This window comes from Achromobacter arsenitoxydans SY8, assembly GCF_000236785.1.
Taxonomy (GTDB): domain Bacteria; phylum Pseudomonadota; class Gammaproteobacteria; order Burkholderiales; family Burkholderiaceae_B; genus Achromobacter; species Achromobacter arsenitoxydans.
This window is the reverse complement of sequence record NZ_AGUF01000102.1, coordinates 25092-41066: the sequence shown is the minus strand read 5'-3', so window position 1 is coordinate 41066 and position 15975 is coordinate 25092. Positions and strand designations below refer to the sequence as shown.

The following is a 15975-nucleotide window of genomic DNA, read 5'->3' as shown; positions in this document are numbered from 1 at the left end:
GGCGCGGAACGCTAGTCCTGCGATTCGCAAAAGGTCAGCCGATTGCCGAACGGATCAGTCACCGCCATCACCCGCCCCCATGGCTGATCCTGCACGCACGGCCGCATGTATGCGTACCCCTTCGCGCTGACTTCCGCGTGATAGTCATCCACGCCCCGCATCCGCACAAACACGGCGGACCCGGGCGTCGCATCGCCATGGTGCTCCGACAAATGCAGCACCAGATCCCCGCGATGCACCTGCGCATACAGCGGAAACCCGGCCTCGAAGCGATGCTCCCAGTCCCACGTAAACCCCAGAAAATCCAGATAGAAATCGCGCGCCTTCTCCACCGAGAAAATGCGCAGGATCGGTATGGCGGCTTGCAGATGCATGTCGGGCTCTTGGTAGTATGCGAAAAAAACAGCATAGACCACTGGCCCAAACATGCCCATCGCAACACCCGACTCCTGGAAACACCTGCCCGCCCCCGACCAACGCGAACCCCTGAATTTCCAGGCCCGCTACAGCGCCGACGAATACGCTCGCCTGCAAGCAGGCAGCATCCCGCGGGAAATGGAGGACAAGTGGTTCATCTACCTGCACGACGGCTGGCTCCGCCTGCATCGAAGCTGGACGGGGAACTGGATCTACGCATTGCGCCTGGAACAGGACGGCAGCGACTGGATCGTCGCCGACTCCTGGGTGAACCGCGATCCTGAACAGTACCGGATCACCGACGGAGATTACGACAGGCAACTGCTGGAACGCCTGCTGCAAGGCCTAATCACGCGCCCCCAACAATAACGCTTTGAAATGGGCGCCTGACACTTGGCGCCATCGCTTCCCATGTGGGGTGTCAGACACAGGCGATGTGCCAAAGGCCACCCATGCGCGCAGCGTCATCGCCACGACGCAAGACGCCGCGTAAGCCCCACAAGGCCGCCCGCGCGGCCGGCGTGGGGCGGGCCCCGCAAGACGCTTCCCCCCCACCACAGATGACGGCAAGAACCTAAAGAACCCTACCCGCCCCAGCGCCCGATAAGATCCAATCACCAAAGCCCGGCGTGGCGGCGGCCTGGGGTGCGCGGGGCGTGTAGATGCGCCCGAGGGAATCGGAAGGCAGTCGCCGAAGGCGACAACGACGATGACGAAGGGGAAGTCCGGAGCGAACGCTCCGGACCGCAATCGTAGCCCCGCGCGCCCCAGGCCGCCGACGCGCCGGGCGTCAAAAGAACCAGCAACGCAGCCCCCCGCCAAAGCCAAAGCCAAAGCCAAAGCCAGAACCAGAGCAAAAAACAAAAACGCCCGCCAGGAACCCCCGGCAGGCGTAAAAAACCACACAACAGGCATCTCAACAAAAGACGCCCATCAACATCAATTCAAACTAGCACCCGAGATCTTCACAATCTCCTGATACTTCGCCTTCTCGGCCTTCACGAACTCCGCAAATGCCTCAGGCGTCATCGCCTTCGCCTCGGACCCCATGGTCAGCAAACGCTGCTTCACGTCATCCTGTCCCATCGCCTCCACATAGGCCTTGTTCAGCTTCGCCACCACCGGCGCCGGCGTGCCGCCCGTCGTGAACACCCCGAACCACGTACCCAGGTCAAAGCCCTTCACGCCCGACTCTTCCACCGTCGGCACATCCGCCAGCAACGACGAACGCTTCGCCGTCGTAACCGCCAGCGCCTTAACCTTGCCGTCCTTGATCAGCGGCGCCGACGCCGCCAGATTGTCGAACATGAAATCCGACTGGCCCGACAGCAGCGCCAACTGCGCCGGCGCCGCGCCCTGGTAAGGGATGTGCTCGACATTGATCCCCGCGCGCGCCTTCAGCAACTCGCCCGACAGATGACCCGCACTGCCGTTGCCGCCCGAACCGTAATTCAGCTTGCCCGGATTCTTCTTCGCATAGTCGATCAGGTCAGCCAGCTTTTCAATCTTGTTCTTCTGCGCGAACTCCACATTCATCACCAGCACGTTCGGCACCGCCGCCACGATCGTCACCGGCGCGAAATCCTTCACCGGATCGTAAGGCAGATTGGCGAACAGCCAGGGATTGATCGCGTGCGTCGCCACCGCGCCCATCACCAGCGTATAGCCGTCGGGCTGCGCCTTGGCCACCAGGTCCGCGCCGATATTGCCGCCCGCGCCCGAACGGTTCTCCACGATCACCGGCTGGCCCAGCGAACCGCGCACCTTCTCGGCCAGCATCCGGGCCATCGTGTCCAGCGGACCGCCAGGCGGGTAGGGAACGACAAAGCGGATCGGCTTCGTCGGGAAATCGGTAGCCTGCGCCAGCGCCGGCGCGGCAAAAGGCAGGGTAGCGGCCAGCGCCACGGCGCCTTGCAACAGGGCGCGGCGCACAGCGCTGCGGGGGGTATGTGTCATGGTGGTGTTCTCCTCACTCCAGATCAATGGCGGTCAGTAGCATACCCCACAGGCGCGAAGGTCGTAACAAAGGGATACCAGGAAGTTCTGCCGGACTTCCACGGATTGGCCCCCTCCCCCCCCCTGGCCGCCCGGCGCCGGCAATATCCTCCGCCCAAAGAAAAACCGCCCGAAGGCGGCTTTGGCGGATCAGTGCAGGATCTGGCTCAGGAAGAGCTTGGTCCGCTCGTTCTGCGGGTTATCGAAGAACTCGTCCGGCGTGTTCTGTTCAATGATCTCGCCCCGGTCCATGAAGATCACGCGGTTGGCGACCTTCCGCGCAAACCCCATTTCGTGGGTCACGCAAATCATCGTCATGCCGCTTTCCTGGGCCAGGCTGACCATCACGTCCAGCACTTCCTTCACCATTTCCGGATCCAGCGCGGAAGTGGGCTCATCGAACAGCATGATCTTGGGGTTCATGCACAAGGAACGCGCGATCGCCACGCGCTGCTGCTGGCCGCCCGACAACTGGCCGGGGAACTTCGTAGCCTGCTCCGGAATCCGCACGCGCTGCAGATACTTCATCGCCGTCGCCTCGGCTTCCGCGCGCGGCTTCTTCAGCACCCACATCGGGCCCAGCGTCAGGTTTTCCAGCACCGTCAGGTGCGGGAAAAGATTGAAATGCTGAAACACCATGCCCACGTCCTTGCGGATCGTCTCGATGTGCTTCAGGTCATTGGTGAGCTCCGTGCCGTCCACGATGATGTGGCCCTTCTGGTGCTCTTCCAGACGGTTGATGCAGCGGATCATCGTGGACTTGCCCGAACCCGAGGGTCCGCACACCACGATGCGCTCGCCTGGCGCGACGTCCAGGTTGATATTGCGCAACACGTGGAACTGGCCGTACCACTTGTTCACGTCCTGCAAACGAATAATGGCATCCGACATGCCTGTACTCCCGTAAGTATCGCTGGGCGCGCCCGCCTTACGGCGGACGCGCGGCATATTGCTAGCGTGCGTGACCCGTGGCCAGGCGTTTTTCCAGCGCCTGGCTGTATTTGGACATGGAGAAGCAGAAAACGAAGTAGATGAGCGAAATAAACAGGTACGCCTCCACCCCGAATCCGCGCCATGCCGCGTCGGACAAGGCTGCCTTGGCCGCCAGCGTCAGGTCGAAAATACCGATGATCACCACCAGCGACGTGTCCTTGAACAGCGCGATGAAGATGCTGACCAGCGGCGGAATCACAATCTTGAGCGCCTGCGGCAGGATGATCTTGCGCATCTGCTGCCAGTAGTTCAGGCCCAGCGAATCCGCGCCCTCGTACTGCCCTTTCGGGATGGCCTGCAAGCCGCCGCGCACCGTTTCGGCGATATAGGCCGCCGCGAACATGATGATGGCGATCTGCGCGCGCAGAAGCTTGTCGATCGAAAAGCCTTCCGGCAGGAACAAGGGCAGCATCACCGACGACATGAACAGCAGGCTGATGAGCGGCACGCCGCGGATCAGCTCGATGTACACGACGCACAGCGCCTTGATCGCGGGCATCTTCGAGCGCCGGCCCAGGGCCAGCAGCACGCCGATGGGGAACGCGAAGGCGATGCCGAACGTGGACAGGATCAGCGTAAGCGGCAGGCCGCCCCAGCGCGAATTTTCCACGTAGGTCAGGCCGAACACGCCGCCCCACATCAGGAGCGCCACGGCCGTCAGGCCCACGGTCCAGATGACGGCAAGCTTCCAGTTCCAGAAGCGGCGGATGCCGCTGCAGACGATCACCGCCACCAGGATGATGGTGGCGATCAGCGGCCGCCATTGCTCATCGAACGGATACGTGCCGAACAGGATCAGCCGGTGCTTTTCGATGATGAACGCCCAGCAGGCGCCGCCGCTTGCACGGCATTCCTGGGCGTTGGCCGCATCGAAGTTGGCCTTGATGAAGGCCCACTCCACCAGCGCCGGAATCGCCATCAGCAGAAACCACGCCAGCAGCACCGTGATCAGGATGTTCAGCGGCGACGAGAACAGGCGGGACTTGAGCCACGCCCACACCCCCGTCTGGTTGCTGGGCGGCGGCAGGGCTTCGCTGGGGGTATGCGTAGTGCTGCTCATATCAACGCTCCACCAGCGCAATGCGCTTGTTGTACCAGTTCATGAAGATCGAGATCGACAGGCTGACCGTGAGGTACGCGCCCATGATGATGAGAATGCCCTCGATGGCCTGGCCCGTCTGGTTCAGCGTGGTGTTCACCACCGACACAATGTCGGGGTAACCGATAGCCACGGCCAGCGAGCTGTTCTTCGTCAGGTTCAGGTACTGGCTGGTCATCGGGGGGATGATCACGCGCAGCGCCTGCGGCAGGATCACCAGGCGCAGCACCTTGGCGCGCGGCAGGCCCAGCGAGCCCGCGGCTTCCCATTGGCCGTTGTTGACCGCCTGGATGCCCGAGCGCACCACTTCAGCGATGAACGCCGACGTGTAGATCACCAGGCCCGCCAGCAGCGCGGCGAACTCCGGCGACAGCGTCAGGCCGCCTGAAAAATTGAAGCCCTTGAGCTCAGGCATGTTCAGCGTCAGCGACGCGCCGCTGACCAGCCAGCCGACGATGGGAAGGCCGATCAGCAAGCCGATGGCCACGCGGCCCAGCGGGAAGATATGGCCTGTGGCTTCCTGGCGCTTCTTGCCCCAGTGACCCAGCAGGATGATGGCCACGATGGCCAGTCCCAGCCCGGCCAGCATCCAGTCCAGCGAATTGCCTTCCAGCGACGGCACCTTGAGGCCGCGGTTGGAAATGAACACGCCCGGCAGCGGGTTGTGCGCCTGGCGCGGACCCGGCATGTTTTCGGTGATCAGCGCATACCAGAAGAACAGCTGCAGCAGCAGCGGCACGTTGCGCATCACCTCGACATAGACGGACGTGATCTTGGACACCAGCCAGTTCTTGGACAGGCGGCCGATGCCGATGAGGGTGCCGAGGATCGTCGCCAGCACGATGCCGATGACGGCCACGCGCAGCGTGTTGAGCAGGCCCACCAGGATGGCGCGGCCGTAGGTGTCCGCGGGGTTGTAGGCAATGGGCGTTTCGCCGATCGCGAACCCGGCCTCGCGGTTCAGGAAACCGAAGCCCGTGGCGATATTTCGCACGGAAAGGTTATGAAGGGTGTTTGAAACCAGGAACCACACGGCCCAGGCTACCGCGGTCAGCGCAAGCACCTGGTAGACCACGGAGCGCACGCCGGGATCGTTCCAGTTCAGACGCCGTGGGGGTGCCGAAAGCGGGGCGTTTTTGTTGGGAGTCGTCATGATGAATCTACAGAAGTCGGACACCGGGTGGCCATCCGGAAAAGCCGCGCCACCCACTTCTGCCGCCCGCCCGAAGGCGGGTTAGGGCCTGTCAAGAATACACGTCAAGTGCAGACAGGCCCTAGGCAAAACGGAGCGCCGCGCTCCGTTTTGCCAGGCAGCCGCGCGTTAGCGCACCGGCCAGCCGTACATCAAGCCACCTTGCTTGTACGAAGCGTTCAAGCCGCGTTCCAGCTTCATCGCGCTGTTCTTGCCCAGCGTGTTTTCGAAGCTCTCACCGTAGTTGCCCACGTTCTTGATGATGTTGTAGGCCCACTTGTCGTCCACGCCCAGGTTCTTGCCCATGCCCGGGGTCACGCCCAGGATGCGCTGGATGTTGGGGTTGGGGCTCTTGGTCATTTCGTCGACGTTGGCCTTGGTGATGCCGTATTCCTCGGCTTCGAGCATGGCGTTGAGCGACCAGCGCACGATGTTGAACCATTGCTCGTCGCCCTGGCGGACCATGGGGCCCAGCGGCTCCTTGGAGAAGTCTTCCGGCAGGATGACGAACTTGTCCGGGTTCTCGAGCGTGGTGCGGGTGGAAGCCAGCTGCGACTTGTCGGTCGTGAAGGCGTCGCAACGGCCGGCCGAGAAGGCGCGGATGATCTCGTCGTACTTGTCGATCACGACAGGCTTGAATTCGATCTTTTGGCTGCGGAACCAGTCAGCCAGGTTCAGTTCGGTGGTGGTGCCCGGCTGCACGCAGATGGTGGCGCCGTTCAGTTCCTTCGCGCTTTTGACGTTCAGGTCCTTGGAGACCATGACGCCCTGGCTGTCGTAGTAGTTCACGCCCACGCCGATCAGGCCCAGGGTGGTGTCGCGCGTCAGCGTGACGGTCGTGTTGCGGGTCAGCACGTCGACTTCGCCGGACTGCAGGGCGGTGAAGCGCTGTTGCGTGTTCAGGGGGGTGAACTTCACCTTGGTGGCGTCGCCGAACATCGTCGAGGCGATGGCGCGGCACATGTCCACGTCGATGCCCTTGTATTCGCCCTTGCTGTCAGCGATGGAGAAGCCCGGGATACCCGTCGAAACCCCACACTGGACAAACCCTTTCTTCTTGACGTTATCGAAGGTTGCGCCCGCGTTGGCAGCCGAGGATGCAGCAAGCAGGGCAGCGCCAATGGCAGCGAGTTTCAGTACTTTCATCGTGATCTCCGTGTGGGATGAAGCGAATCCAAAGCGCAGGCCGGGTTGGGCCGACGCATTGGGCGGATGGTAGCGTCCGCCAAGCACGCGGCGCATCCGGGAATTCCCTTGAAATATAGGGACACTGGATGAAATGAAACGCTGTTTTTGACGGAAATCAGGGACGCGTTTTGGGCCTCGCGAACACGGCTTCGGCCATCCGTACGACGCTGCGCGTCCGCCCTCCCGACAAGGGTGTAGGCTGCCTTACTGTCCCCGAGTTACTATGGCGGCTTCATCTGACAGCCGCCATGATCGAATTCCAGCACGTATTCAAATCATATGGTCGCGGCCGCAATATCCTGGCCGACATCAACTTCCGCGTAAGCGCGGGAGAATTCGTTTTCGTATCGGGGCCGTCCGGCGCCGGCAAGTCCACCCTGCTCAAGCTGATCGGCGGGCTGGAGCCCGCCAGCCGCGGGTCCATCCAGGTCAACGGCCAGCGGCTGGACAAGCTCCCCGCCCGCGCCAGGCCCTACCTGCGGCGCGCGGTGGGCGTCATTCTTCAAGACACCCATCTGCTGTTCGATCGAAGCGCGTTCGAAAACGTGATGCTGCCGCTGGCCGTCCAGGGCCATCCCTGGGACTCCGCCGCGTCGCGCGCGCGTGCCGCGCTGGACAAGGTGGGGCTGTCGGGCAAAGAAGACCTCAATCCCATCGAACTCTCGGGCGGCGAACAACAGCGCCTGGCGATCGCCCGCGCCATCGTCAACCGGCCGGCCATCCTGATCGCGGACGAGCCCACGGCCAACCTCGACCATGACAACGCGCAACGCATCATGAATGTGTTCCGCGACTTCAACCGCGTCGGCGTGACCACGCTGATCGCCTCGCACGACCAGGACCTCATGGCGCGCTACGCCACTCGCACCCTGCGCATTGATCCGGGCAAGTTCGCCGATTCCCACGGCCCCGCCGCCCCGGCCGAAGCCGCGCCGCAGCCCGCCCAGGCCGCGTCCCGCCAGGGCCGCGCCGAACCGGGCCTGGGCCGCCCGGGAGAATCCGCATGAACGCCTGGCTGCGGCAACACCGCTACGCGCTCCTGGTCACCCTGCGCCGGCTGATCAAGCAGCCGTTCTCCTCGCTTGCCAACCTGCTGGTCATGGCGCTGGCCCTGGCGCTGCCGCTGCTGGGCAGCGCCATCCTGGTGTCGGTGCAACCGGTGGCGCGCGAAATGTCCGTTACGCCCGAGGTCACCGTGTTCATGCGGGTTGATGCCCCCGCGGGCGCGGCCGCGGACGTTGCCAAGCGCATCAAAGACGAATTCCAGCAGGATGTGCGCGCGGTCCGGGTCGTGGGCCGCGAAGACGCCCTGGCCGACCTGCGGGCCAATCCCGCCTGGCAGCAGGCGCTGGCCGTGTTGCCGGGCAATCCGCTGCCCGACGCGGTGGTGGTCACGCTGGCCGAAGGCGACAACCTTGCCGGCCGCGCCGACACCCTGGCATCGGCCTGGAAACAATGGAACCACGTAGACCTGGTGCAGCTCGACAGCGCCTGGGTGCAGCGGCTGGAAGCCATCCTGCGCTTTGCCCGCATCGGCCTGGGTTTCCTGGCCGCCTGCGTGGCGGTCGTGGTGTTGGCCACCGTCTTCAATACCGTGCGCATGCAGGCGCTCTCGCAGCGCGAGGAAATCGGCGTGGCGCGGCTGGTCGGCGCCACCGAATCCTTCGTGCGGCGGCCCTTTCTGTACCTGGGTGCGCTTTCGGGCGCCCTGGCCTCGCTGCTGGCCATCGGGGTGGCCGCGATCGCGCTGTCGCCCCTGAACGACGCCCTGGTGGGGTTGGCCCGAAGCTACGGCGCCGAGTTCGCCCTGCACCTGCCCGGCGCCTCAGTGCTGGTGGGCGCGGTCATCGCCTCGGCCGCCCTGGGCGCCCTGTCCGCCCGCTGGTCGGTTACCCGCAGCACCCGCTTCTAGGCCCGCCAGCTGACGCCCTTCCGGCCAAGCCCGGTCCGCGCCGGGCTTAAAGCTCCGTATGAAGCCCGTTCCTCCCCGTGATCCGGGGAAAGACCGCCTATCGCCCTGTGTAGGATGGTTGTCAGCCATCCGCGCGGGCGCCCGGGCTGCCGGGCCGGATGGCGGGATTCCCCCATAAACGACGGTCCTCGGTCGCATTTACATAGTTTTCTCCCTTTGACTGCCGGGATATGCAAGAATAAAGCGACATTTTTGTACATGTTTTGATACAAACACCGCTACGCCTAGCATTTCTAGTGTCTCAATCGCCGTTTTTGCCCAGATTTCAGTCTCATGGTCGCTCGTCTTGAAGCCCGCGCAACACGTCATTACTTTGACAGCGCGTTCCAATGTCAGGCAGTGAAGGTGCTCCCCAACGAGTACTACGTCACTGATGAAAACCTGATGATCTCGACCGTGCTCGGGTCCTGCGTCGCCGCATGCATCCACGATCCGGTTACAGGCGTGGGCGGAATGAACCACTTCATGCTGCCGGAAGGCGACATGCAGTCGCCCGCGTCGGCGACCATGCGCTACGGCGCCTTCGCCATGGAAGTCCTGATCAACGAACTGCTCAAGGCGGGCGCCTCGCGCGATCGCCTGGAAGCCAAGGTGTTCGGCGGCGGCGCGGTGCTGGCGGCCATGCAGCAGATGAACATCGGCGAGCGCAACGGCGAATTCGTCCTGAACTACCTGAAGACCGAAGGCATCCCCGTCAAGGCCCAGGACCTCGGCGACGTGCACGCCCGCCGCATCAATTACTTCCCGCGCGACGGCCGGGTGATGGTGCGCAAGATGGCGCCGCACCACCAGCGCGCCGAAGAAATCATCGCCAAGCGCGAACAGGCTGCGGCGCAAAGCGTGGCGGCCAAGACGGCCTCCCCGCCCCGCATCGAACGGTTCACGCGGCCCGGCGTGGAGCGCTTCGACCGTCCCGGCGTGGAACGTCTTGGCGCGGACCGTCCTGGCGTGGACCGACTGAACCGCCCGGGCGTGGAACGCTTCGACCGTCCGGCGCGTCCCGGCGTCGAGCGCTTTGATACCGGCGTTACGCGCCGGACCAAGCCCGAGACGGCCGGCACCTGATCCCGCCCGCCCGGAAGCCCTGCACAAGGGCGTCCGGCGCGCACTGCCCGCCGAGGGACGGCGGATCGGGAGGCTGCCGCAACTCGATGCGCGCCCCTACAATCTGCGCATGTCCACCGTCCGCCTCTTCTTCGCCCTGTGGCCGTCGCCCCCGCTGGCGGCGTCGCTTGCCGGCTGGGCGCAACAGGCGCGCCTGACCTGCGGCGGCCGCGCCATGCGCACCGAGACGCTGCACCTGACCCTGGCCTTTCTGGGCCCGGTCGACGCCGCGCTGGCGGACGAACTGGCAGCCGCCACCCCGGAACGCCGGCTCGCGCCCGGCCAGACCGCCATGGAGCGTTACGGGGTCTTCGGCCGCCAGCGCATCCTCTGGGCCGGGCCGGCTGAAACGCCCGCCGGCTTGCAGGCCGCACATGACGATCTGTGGCAATGGCTGAGCGGCTATGGATTGGCGCCGCCCACCCAGCCGTTCCGCCCGCACGTCACGCTGCTGCGCAACATCACCCACGCCCATCCGCCCGAGGAAGCGCCCGCGCTCCTGCCGTGGCAGTACGACCGGATGGTGTTGGTGGCGTCCGAATCGCTCACTGGCGGCAGCCGCTACCGCATGGTGGCGCAGTCCCGGCCACGCGACGGCTGAGGCACAATCCTGGGGTTGCAACCACCTGGGACCACCATGATCATCCTGCTGGATCAAGACGGCGTGCTGGCCGACTTCGAACATGCGTTCATCGACGCCTGGCGCGAACGCCACCCCGACATCGCGCCGGTGGCCTTCGAAGACCGGAAGTCCTTCTACATCCGCGAGGATTACGCCCCCGAACTACGCGGCATGGCCGAGGCCATCTATACGGCGCCGGGCTTCATCCGCAACCTGCCGCCCGTGCCGGGCGCGCTGGACGCGGTGAAGGAACTGCTGGCGCTGGGCATGGACGTGCGCATCTGCTCGTCGCCCCTGTCGCAGTTCGAGAACTGCGTCGCGGAAAAGTATCTGTGGGTGGAAAAACACCTGGGCCGCGATGCCACCAACCGGCTGATCCTGACCAAGGACAAGACGCTGGTGCAGGGCCATCTGCTCATCGACGACAAGCCCAAGATCGAGGGCGCCGCGCGGCCGCGCTGGAAGCACATCCTGTTCGACGCACCCTACAACCGCGAGGTCGTCGACCGCCCGCGCATCACCTGGCAAAACTGGCGCAACGTGCTGGCGGGCGAGCTCTATACGGCAGATGCCTGAGTCCTGTTCAGCTGTCATTGTTTGGGACTATCCTGTGGAGTCGTACGCCCCACCCAGGAGGAGCCCGCGCCATGAATCTGCACCGTCTGCTCAAGCAGCGAGAAGCCGACCACAAGCCCTTGCGTGTTGCACTGTTGGGCGCCGGAAAGTTCGGCGCGATGTTCATGAGCCAGGCTCCGCGCACGCCGGGGATCCGCCTGGTCGCGGTGGCCGATCTGGTGCCCGACCGCGCCCGGGCCGCGCTGACCCGGGTGGGCTGGCCCGCCAGCGCGCTCAACGCCACCAGCATCAATGACGCGCTGAAAAACGGCAAAGTCTATTTCTGCGATGACGCCCGCGCCGTCATCGCCAGCCCCGACGTCGACATCGTCATCGACGCCACCGGCCAGGCAGCCGCCGGCATCGGCCACGTACTGACCTGCTGCGAATACGGCAAGCACATCATCATGGTCAACGTCGAAGCCGACGCGCTGGCCGGCCCGCTGCTGGCGCGCCGCGCGCGCGAGGCCGGCATCGTCTATTCATTGGCCTACGGCGACCAGCCCGCGCTGATCTGCGAAATGGTCGACTGGGCGCGGGCCAGCGGCTTCGAGGTCATGGCCGCGGGCAAGGGCACCAAGTACCTGCCCGAATTCCACACCTCCACGCCCGACACCGTCTGGCCCTATTACGGCTTCACGGCCGAAATGGTGGCGGCGGGCGACTTCAACGCGCAGATGTTCAACAGCTTCCTGGACGGCACCAAGAGCGCCATCGAAATGGCCGCGGTGTCCAACGCCACGGGCCTTTTGCCTTCGCCATCCGGCCTGCATTTTCCGCCCTGCGGCGTGGACGACCTGGCCCGCGTGCTGCGCCCGCGCGAAGACGGCGGCATCCTGCACCACCGCGGCCAGGTCGAAGTGATCTCGTCTCTGGAACGCGACGGCCGGCCGGTGTTCCGAGACCTGCGCTGGGGCGTCTACGTGACGCTGGCGGCGGACAGCGACTACGTGCGGCGCTGCTTCCAGGAGTACGGCCTGGTCACCGATCCCAGCGGAAACTTCACCGCCATGTACAAGCCCTATCACCTGATCGGGCTGGAGCTGGGCATCAGCGTGGCCAGCGTGGGCCTGCGGCGCGAACCCACGGGCGCGCCGGCCGGCTGGCACGGCGACGTGGTCGCCACCGCCAAGCGCGACCTGCAGGCCGGCCAGATCCTGGACGGCGAAGGCGGCTACACGGTCTACGGCCGCCTGATGCCCGCGCCCGACTCCGTCGAGGAAGGCTATCTGCCGCTGGGCCTGTCGCACCAGGTCAAGCTGAAGAATCCGGTGCGCCAATCGCAGGCGATCCGCTGGCGCGATGTGGAATACGACGAGCGTTCGACGGCGGTGCAGTTCCGCCGCGAAATGGAGCAGACGTTCGCGTAGGGGCCCGGCGGGCTTTGCGGTAGCGGTTAGACCGGCGCCGGCCGTTCCGCCTGGAACAGCCGCAGCCGGTCCGCCGCGTTGCGCAGGTGCTGTTCCGCCGCGCGGCCCGCGGCGTCCGGGTCGCCGGATTCGATCGCGGCAAAGATGGCCTGGTGCTCGCTCTGCACGGCGGCCATGCGCTCGGCGTACATGCGCGCCGTGTTGTGGCGCGCGCTGCGGATGACCCGGCGCACGTTCGCTTCCAGGTAATCGTTCAGCGCCACCAGGTGCGGGTTGTGCGTGGCCTGCACGATGGCCTGGTGGAATTGATAGTCTTCTTCGTCGCCCAGCTTGTCGTTGATGAGCGCGTACTCCATGCCCACGAGCGCCTGGCGGATTTTCTTCAGGTCGGGCTCGGTACGCCGCTGCGCCGCGTAGCGCGCCGCCGTGACTTCGATGGACAGCATCAGTTCCAGGATGTGTTCCAGGTCCTGGTTGTCGCCCGGCGTGGGCGCGGCGATGCGGAAGGCGTTCTTCTGGAAGTTCGGATCGACAAACACGCCGCTGCCCTGCTGCGAGGTGATCAGTCCCTCGGATTTAAGGCGCGCCAGGGCCTCGCGCACGACCGCGCGGCTGACCGAATGGATTTCGGTCAGTTGCTTTTCGGTGGGCAGGCGGTCGCCGGGGGCCAGCACGCCTTGGCGTATCTGATCGGCCAGGGCATCCGCCACCGCCGCGGACAGCGAACTCCGGGGTGCGGCGCGTTGCGGATCTTGGTCTTGACTGGGCTGCATGTGGAATCGTTGGAACGTGAGGGCGGCGCGCTGGCGCGGCAGCCGTGTTTATAGGAGTGTCCCGCGCAGGGGTTCCGCGCGGCAATGCCCGCTTCTGGCAGCGGCGGCGCCCTTGAAAATTATAGGATTTTTGCCGGTTGTCCTGGAGCGCCGCCAAGCCACGCCGCGCGCTAGGCGATGTAGATGCCGCCGTTGACCTGCATGACCTCGCCCGTCACGAAGGCCGCCAGCGGCGAACACAGGAACGCGATCGTTCCCGCGATTTCCTCGGGCGTGCCGAAGCGGCGCAGCGGTGTGCTTTCCAGCAGCTGCGCGCCCTTCTGGCCGATCAGGTCGTGGGTCATGGACGTGGCGATGATGCCGGGCGCCACGGCGTTCACGCGGATCTGCGGCGCCAATTCCAGCGCCAGGCTGCGGGTGAAGCTCTGCACGGCGCCCTTGGACGCGGAATAGGCGGCGTGCGCATAGCTGCCGCGCTGCGCGGCCAGGGACGTCAATAAGACGATCGACCCATCGTGGCGCAGATGCCGCTGGGCGGCGCGGCACACGTAGAACGTACCGTCCAGGTTGACACGCATCAGCGTGCGCCAAGCTTCGTCGCTGGTGTCCTTGACCAATTGCTCCGGGTAGATGCCGGCGCAATGGACCAGGTGATCCAGGCCGCCGAAATGCCGGGCCGCGGCCTCGAACACGCGCTCGCAATCGTGCGATATCGACACGTCCAGCGCGTGCGTGTAGATCCGCTGCCCGCTGGGGTCCAGTTCGGCCGCGACCTCCTGCAGCCGCGCGTTGTCGATGTCGGTGAGCACCAGCCGCGCGCCGTGCGCAGCCATGAGGCGCGCCGTGGCCAGACCGATGCCGTTGCCCGCGCCCGTGATGGCGGCAACCTGCCCTTCGAACGAAATCATCCTGTCTCCTGGAACCTGTTTTTTGCGGGTTCGCATGCCTCTCGCGACCGCCGCGCAATCCAGATTGAACTCCTGAATCCACTGCTTGACACGAGAAAAACGCTTGCCCTATGATTTATCGGACAACTTAATAAAGTTGCCTGACAACTTGTCGGCAAAGCGTAAATCAAGTCGCGCTTCCAGGCAAGTTCGTCAGAAAAACACGGCGCACGCCGCATAACAGGCAGGGGACAACCAGGTGACCTTCACCGGCAGCATGACCGCATCCGCGCCCTCGGCACGTCCGCCGGCGCACATCCAGACGCCCCGGCGGCCCCATGTTTTGCCCGGCCGGCGCTGCGCCCCGGCGCGTTCCGCGTCCGTGGCCCGCTCCATCCCCTCGTCCCCGATTCGCCACGCCCGCTCGCCCTTCCGGCATGCGGGCGCTGCGGCCGCCGCGCCTGCCTGATCAACAAAATCACCCCACTCCCGTCCCACGGAGGAGACACGCATGAAATTGGCTTTCACCACCGGCCTGCTGTGCCTGGCCGGACTCGCCGCCTCGGCCCAGGCCGCACCCGTCAAGATCGGCCTGATCGAAACGCTGTCGGGCCCCCAGGCCTCGACCGGCCTGATGTTCCGCGCCGCCGTCAAATACGAGCTGGACCGCATCAACGCGGCCGGCGGCTGGAACGGCCAGCCCCTGGAACTGGTGGAGTTCGACAACCAGGGCGGCCCCGTGGGCGCGTCCGACCGCTTCCGCGCCGCCGCCGCCGAAGGCGTGCAGGTGCTGCTGCAGGGCTCGTCGTCGGCCATCTCGGGCCAGCTCACGGAAGACGTGCGCAAGCACAACCTGCGCAACCCGGGCAAGGAAATCGTGTTCCTGAACGTGGGCGGCGAAGCGCTGGAACTGACCGGCCAGAAGTGCCACTTCTACCACTTTCGCTTCACCACTAACGCCGACCTGCGCGTGAAGGCGCTGGCGTCGGTGATGTCGGCCGACGGCACGCTGGGCAAGCGCGTGTACGCCATCAACCAGAACTACTCCTGGGGCCAGGACATGGAAGGCGCCACCGAGCGCTTCGCCAAGCAGTATGGCTACGAAGTGGTGGGCAAGACGCTGCACGAAGTCAACAAGATCCAGGACTTCGCGCCCTATGTCGCGCGCATCCGTTCGGCCACGCCGGACACGGTGATTACCGGCAACTGGTCCAACGACCTGCTGCTGCTCATGAAGGCCACGCAGGCCGCCGGCCTGAAGGTGCGCTTCGCCACGGTGTTCCTGGACCAGGTGGGCAACCTGGCCAACGCCGGCGACGTCGCGCTGGGCCATTACATCGCGCACCCGTACAACATCGAGGCCGCCGGCGAAGAAGGCGCCGCGTTCGCCGAGGACTACAAGTCCAAGACCGGCCACTACCCCAGCTACACCGAACCGCAGACCGTGATCGGCGTGCGCTTCCTGGGCGAGGCGCTTAAACAGGTCAAGCCGCAGGACGGCAAGCTGTCGGTGCCGGAATTGGCCAGCGCGCTGGAGAAGGTCACGTACAAGTCGGCGCTGGGCGACTACACGATGCGCGCCGAAGACCACCAGGTGCAGCTGCCGATGGTGGTGTCCAAGGTCAGCAAGGACGCCAAGTACAAGGCAGACGGCACCGACATGGGCTTTTCGCCGGTCAAGGTGCTGGCCGCGGCGGATGTGTCCGCGCCGGTGCAGGGCACCTGCAAGATGCAGCGTCCGAAGTGAT

The 15975-nt window shown here is 65.1% G+C and carries 16 protein-coding genes; 8 read left to right on the top strand and 8 right to left on the bottom strand.

Annotated elements, in window-relative coordinates; all coding sequences use genetic code 11:
• Positions 1-11: 11 nt before the first annotated feature.
• On the bottom strand, positions 12-374 hold the full coding sequence (locus KYC_RS27835) for a glyoxalase superfamily protein (RefSeq protein WP_043519448.1): 363 nt from the start codon (positions 372-374) through the stop codon (positions 12-14).
• Between the two features lie 52 nt (positions 375-426).
• Between KYC_RS27835 and KYC_RS27830 the strand changes: the two genes are divergently transcribed.
• Entirely contained in the window at positions 427-786 is a 360-nt protein-coding gene (locus KYC_RS27830) for a hypothetical protein (RefSeq protein ID WP_008168897.1), read from the top strand.
• A 570-nt stretch (positions 787-1356) separates the two neighbouring features.
• Here the strand turns inward: KYC_RS27830 and KYC_RS27825 are convergent.
• From KYC_RS27825 to KYC_RS27805, 5 genes are all read right to left on the bottom strand, one after another.
• Complete coding sequence (locus tag KYC_RS27825) at positions 1357-2373, bottom strand: Bug family tripartite tricarboxylate transporter substrate binding protein (protein WP_008168896.1); 1017 nt, start codon at positions 2371-2373, stop codon at positions 1357-1359.
• A 189-nt stretch (positions 2374-2562) separates the two neighbouring features.
• Positions 2563-3303, bottom strand: a complete 741-nt coding sequence (locus KYC_RS27820; protein WP_008168895.1) for an amino acid ABC transporter ATP-binding protein — start codon at positions 3301-3303, stop codon at positions 2563-2565.
• A 61-nt stretch (positions 3304-3364) separates the two neighbouring features.
• A complete protein-coding gene (locus KYC_RS27815; protein WP_008168894.1) occupies positions 3365-4465 on the bottom strand; it encodes an amino acid ABC transporter permease in 1101 nt (366 codons plus the stop codon).
• A gap of 1 nt (position 4466) precedes the next feature.
• Positions 4467-5657 carry an amino acid ABC transporter permease gene (locus KYC_RS27810; protein WP_043519437.1) on the bottom strand — a complete coding sequence of 397 codons (1191 nt, stop codon included), beginning with the start codon at positions 5655-5657 and terminating at the stop codon, positions 4467-4469.
• 168 nt (positions 5658-5825) lie between these two features.
• On the bottom strand, positions 5826-6842 hold the full coding sequence (locus tag KYC_RS27805; RefSeq protein ID WP_008168892.1) for an amino acid ABC transporter substrate-binding protein: 1017 nt from the start codon (positions 6840-6842) through the stop codon (positions 5826-5828).
• A 290-nt stretch (positions 6843-7132) separates the two neighbouring features.
• Between KYC_RS27805 and KYC_RS27800 the strand changes: the two genes are divergently transcribed.
• The 6 genes from KYC_RS27800 (at position 7133) to KYC_RS27775 (ending at position 12567) form a co-directional block, all read left to right on the top strand.
• Positions 7133-7891, top strand: a complete 759-nt coding sequence (locus KYC_RS27800; RefSeq protein WP_008168891.1) for a cell division ATP-binding protein FtsE — start codon at positions 7133-7135, stop codon at positions 7889-7891.
• Positions 7888-8796 (top strand): cell division protein FtsX, encoded by a 909-nt coding sequence (locus KYC_RS27795; RefSeq protein WP_008168890.1) that lies wholly within the window; start codon positions 7888-7890, stop codon positions 8794-8796. Before KYC_RS27800 ends, KYC_RS27795 begins: the two co-directional genes overlap by 4 nt.
• A gap of 333 nt (positions 8797-9129) precedes the next feature.
• Positions 9130-9921, top strand: coding sequence for a chemoreceptor glutamine deamidase CheD (cheD, locus tag KYC_RS27790; RefSeq protein WP_043519435.1), 792 nt, complete (start codon positions 9130-9132; stop codon positions 9919-9921).
• Positions 9922-10030: 109 nt separating this feature from the next.
• Complete coding sequence (thpR, locus tag KYC_RS27785) at positions 10031-10561, top strand: RNA 2',3'-cyclic phosphodiesterase (protein ID WP_008168888.1); 531 nt, start codon at positions 10031-10033, stop codon at positions 10559-10561.
• A gap of 36 nt (positions 10562-10597) precedes the next feature.
• A complete protein-coding gene (locus KYC_RS27780; RefSeq protein ID WP_008168887.1) occupies positions 10598-11158 on the top strand; it encodes a 5'-3'-deoxyribonucleotidase in 561 nt (186 codons plus the stop codon).
• Positions 11159-11229: 71 nt separating this feature from the next.
• A complete protein-coding gene (locus KYC_RS27775) occupies positions 11230-12567 on the top strand; it encodes an NAD(P)H-dependent oxidoreductase (protein WP_008168885.1) in 1338 nt (445 codons plus the stop codon).
• Positions 12568-12593: 26 nt separating this feature from the next.
• Here KYC_RS27775 and KYC_RS27770 read toward each other — a convergent pair whose 3' ends face one another.
• Both KYC_RS27770 and KYC_RS27765 read right to left on the bottom strand, forming a co-directional pair.
• Positions 12594-13340 (bottom strand): FadR/GntR family transcriptional regulator, encoded by a 747-nt coding sequence (locus tag KYC_RS27770; protein ID WP_008168883.1) that lies wholly within the window; start codon positions 13338-13340, stop codon positions 12594-12596.
• A 170-nt stretch (positions 13341-13510) separates the two neighbouring features.
• Positions 13511-14248: an SDR family NAD(P)-dependent oxidoreductase gene (locus tag KYC_RS27765; protein WP_008168881.1), complete on the bottom strand. Its 738-nt coding sequence runs from the start codon at positions 14246-14248 to the stop codon at positions 13511-13513.
• A gap of 490 nt (positions 14249-14738) precedes the next feature.
• Between KYC_RS27765 and KYC_RS27755 the strand changes: the two genes are divergently transcribed.
• Positions 14739-15974, top strand: a complete 1236-nt coding sequence (locus tag KYC_RS27755) for a branched-chain amino acid ABC transporter substrate-binding protein (protein WP_008168879.1) — start codon at positions 14739-14741, stop codon at positions 15972-15974.
• The last annotated feature ends 1 nt before the right edge of the window (position 15975 follow it).

Coding starts and splice junctions, on each gene's coding strand:
- KYC_RS27835 (WP_043519448.1), bottom strand. CDS start 374: ATGCATCTGCAAGCCGCCATACCGATCCTGCGCATTTTCTCGGTGGAG.
- KYC_RS27830 (WP_008168897.1), top strand. CDS start 427: ATGCCCATCGCAACACCCGACTCCTGGAAACACCTGCCCGCCCCCGAC.
- KYC_RS27825 (WP_008168896.1), bottom strand. CDS start 2,373: ATGACACATACCCCCCGCAGCGCTGTGCGCCGCGCCCTGTTGCAAGGC.
- KYC_RS27820 (WP_008168895.1), bottom strand. CDS start 3,303: ATGTCGGATGCCATTATTCGTTTGCAGGACGTGAACAAGTGGTACGGC.
- KYC_RS27815 (WP_008168894.1), bottom strand. CDS start 4,465: ATGAGCAGCACTACGCATACCCCCAGCGAAGCCCTGCCGCCGCCCAGC.
- KYC_RS27810 (WP_043519437.1), bottom strand. CDS start 5,657: ATGACGACTCCCAACAAAAACGCCCCGCTTTCGGCACCCCCACGGCGT.
- KYC_RS27805 (WP_008168892.1), bottom strand. CDS start 6,842: ATGAAAGTACTGAAACTCGCTGCCATTGGCGCTGCCCTGCTTGCTGCA.
- KYC_RS27800 (WP_008168891.1), top strand. CDS start 7,133: ATGATCGAATTCCAGCACGTATTCAAATCATATGGTCGCGGCCGCAAT.
- KYC_RS27795 (WP_008168890.1), top strand. CDS start 7,888: ATGAACGCCTGGCTGCGGCAACACCGCTACGCGCTCCTGGTCACCCTG.
- cheD (WP_043519435.1), top strand. CDS start 9,130: ATGGTCGCTCGTCTTGAAGCCCGCGCAACACGTCATTACTTTGACAGC.
- thpR (WP_008168888.1), top strand. CDS start 10,031: ATGTCCACCGTCCGCCTCTTCTTCGCCCTGTGGCCGTCGCCCCCGCTG.
- KYC_RS27780 (WP_008168887.1), top strand. CDS start 10,598: ATGATCATCCTGCTGGATCAAGACGGCGTGCTGGCCGACTTCGAACAT.
- KYC_RS27775 (WP_008168885.1), top strand. CDS start 11,230: ATGAATCTGCACCGTCTGCTCAAGCAGCGAGAAGCCGACCACAAGCCC.
- KYC_RS27770 (WP_008168883.1), bottom strand. CDS start 13,340: ATGCAGCCCAGTCAAGACCAAGATCCGCAACGCGCCGCACCCCGGAGT.
- KYC_RS27765 (WP_008168881.1), bottom strand. CDS start 14,248: ATGATTTCGTTCGAAGGGCAGGTTGCCGCCATCACGGGCGCGGGCAAC.
- KYC_RS27755 (WP_008168879.1), top strand. CDS start 14,739: ATGAAATTGGCTTTCACCACCGGCCTGCTGTGCCTGGCCGGACTCGCC.